Source organism: Aetokthonos hydrillicola CCALA 1050 (assembly GCF_017591665.1).
GTDB classification, from domain to species: Bacteria; Cyanobacteriota; Cyanobacteriia; order Cyanobacteriales; family Nostocaceae; genus Aetokthonos; species Aetokthonos hydrillicola.
The window spans coordinates 1-2934 of the sequence record NZ_JAAKGC010000264.1 but is presented as its reverse complement, the minus strand read 5'-3'; the positions used below and the strand labels follow the sequence as shown (position 1 = coordinate 2934).

The 2934-nt window shown below is 35.2% G+C and carries 1 protein-coding gene; it reads right to left on the bottom strand.

Annotation, left to right across the window (positions count from 1 at the left end; translation table 11 throughout):
* Nucleotides 1–150: 150 nt before the first annotated feature.
* Nucleotides 151–1566: an AAA-like domain-containing protein gene (locus tag G4P69_RS36700; protein WP_208344398.1), complete on the bottom strand. Its 1416-nt coding sequence runs from the start codon at nt 1564–1566 to the stop codon at nt 151–153.
* Nucleotides 1567–2934 lie beyond the last annotated feature (1368 nt).

Sequence of the window (2934 nt, the reverse complement as noted above, 5' to 3'; positions counted from 1 at the left end):
CTTTGTGGGTTTAAAGCCCACTTGCAAATAAAGATGTATTTCGAGACGCGCAGCGCTCTTAAATACGGCGTCCTTGTTTCAATCCCACGGCGCGCATCCGTGGGTACACTGTTAAGAGTTCCCTGTTCCCTCTGAAAAAAAGTCTCGTTGTTATCCGTTCGCAGTATAAGCTTGTGTGTCTAGTTGAGAACTTCTTTGTTTCCTTAAATAAAATAACTTCGATTGAAAATATAGTTGGTACAAACGACAATATGGAGTTGCTTGATCGTGATGTAAGTTAATTAATCCCATACTGTTTAACTTATAAGCTTCGATCGGCGCTAAAAGTACAGGTTGAGTAGAATTCATGACTTTATCAAGAGCGATCGCTAGTTCGGGCTGAGCTTGTAATGTTATCCAATGACGCTCTAAATAATGAGAATAAATTTCACTAGATGCGAATTCAGAGTCTAGGAGTTGTGTTAAAGTTATTTTTTTTTGGCTGAGGTAATAAATCCCTATGTGTACTAATGCAGGATGTCCGCCGAGCATAGCCATCATTTGCCTCGCTTCCTTACCATTTTTCCAGTCAAGTCCATAACGTATAGCTAACTGCTGTATTTCATTCTCAGTGAAGCTTTTTAAATGAATTGGTATTCCTACATTAAAAGGGGACTGATGAAGTTGGAAAGGTATAGAAAGTTCAGTCGAGTAAACCACAATAAAGCGCAGCTTTTGCCAAAGAATTTCCACTTTAGCTTGTTCGTGCCAAGAACGTAACAACCCAAAAAAATCTTTTGCTACTTCCGGGTATTGAAAAATTTCATTCACTTCGTCAAGTGCCAGGATTAAAGGAGAGTCAATTTTTTTTGCCAGATAGTTTTGGAAATAGAGAGTGCAACTAACCTTACTACCAATATCTTCATCCCAATATTCGTCTAATCTTGGTTCGAGTCCAAGTTCAAGGGTAACGTTTGCACACAGCCAACGCAGAAAGCGATTAACATTGTTCAATATTACCTGGTCAATTTGTTCCATACTAAGACTAACTGTACGGTAGCCTCGTCGATTTGAATAATCCAGAATCCTCAGCAACAAAGAAGTTTTACCCATTTCTCTGGGAGATTTAATATACATTAAAGCTCCGGGTTTGGTAATTTCTTCATAAACCTGTGACTCAACGACAGACTGCTCAATGTAAAAACGAGAGTGAAGCGGAACTGATCCACTAGGAAAGCGAAGGGCGATATCCTCAATTAGAGCAGACGAAGAAGAACTCTCAGGACTGCGCTTAATTCGCATCGTCTCGTTTATTAATCGTTCATTAGTATAGTATTCTACCAGCAGTACTCGACAGTTCTTTTTAGTGACTCGTTTACCCATTAATTGAGAAAGTCGCCGACACAATTCTGGTGCAACTACATTAGTCAAGTAACCAGGACTATAACCCCCTTCTTCAGCAATCTGATTATAAGTTTGATACTGCCAAATACCTCGCAAGATTAGCATTTCCGTGTAATTAAGCGGACGATTTTGCGTTTTAACTAGATTAGAGTTAATAATCTCAAGCAGAGAATCAAAGTTCATCAAAACCTCCTCGTTCCGGAAACCCCTAGCTTTAGAGATCGGGAGGAGGAACAGGGAACTTTAGTCCTCGTCCAGAAATCTAATAAGTTTTGCACTATAGGACTCCTATTTGATTTTTGAAAAAAACACACTACACCTTAATCCTCTGTAATCGTTTTAGAGCTTGCCTTTTGCTTCTTCCCAATGTACGGAGATAATTTCAGGAATCAAAGCGGATTCCTATATATGAGTAACCGTCCTTTTTATGCATCGGTGAACAATATTTGTAATTAATTTCTTGAATCAAAGGGTTTTTAGTTGAGAGATTGAAGCTACTAGTAGCACGAGTGTTCAATGGTTTGTTTCTTAATACAAAGGATAAAACTAAGGTTTTTACTAAAAGTGTAGATGTTTATAGGATTTTTTTGCATTATTACTCTATAGTCATAGAAGAAATCGACTGGTTGATTGATGTTGAAGTAAAGCTGATTGGATGGATATACTATCATAATTATATGACTATATTAAAAATTGCTTTGGTAAAGTCATATTTCTCAACTGTGTACAGTAATCAACGTTAAGTAGTTTGACTATAGAAGACTAATTACCGATACTTATTACTTTTATTTTATGAAACGGTTATATTAACTTCATGCAAATTTTATCATAACTTAAAAGTAATTTTATAATAAGAGATTTCCTATTATGAAAGAGGCTATTTCTCAATCTAAGATTCAGACTGCCCAATAATACCTATATCGTAATATCTATGGATTTTTTATCATCTATGGAACTCTAAAAAAAATGATCCTATAACAACAGTTTACCGACAGCTTACCATCATACAATTAAGTACCTACTGATTCTACATTTGTGGATAATTAGCCATTGTAGAGCAAAAATACGGGTATTCGATTTATTTATTGAAAATAAAACTTCATATGAGAATTATATGAGGTTTATATGTTTTCTAATGACATCTTATATACTATATTCATCCTATTCCCTCGTTAATATGTCTATTCTTAAACTCGAATGCTTACAAGAATGAGTTCAGCTAATCTCATGTATAAAAAGCGTTCTTGACTTTATAACACACATGTAATTAGTCGGGTAAAAACATCATAACTATTTCTTTAAGGTTATTTTTGTGAATCTTTAATGTTCAATAATCGAATCATAGTATGATCATGGCTAGTTTGCGGAAGCTTTAAGCAGAGACATTCTCTTTGCTTAGTGCGTTTCGGCTTTAGTCTTCCTCGTTAAACAACGAGATTGTAACATCTTAAATGGCAGATTGTATTAAATATTTCTTTTGTGTACATTTCGTGTTAAATAATATTTATTAGGTGATATTACAGAGGACAATTTGCGAAAATTTAAACTATG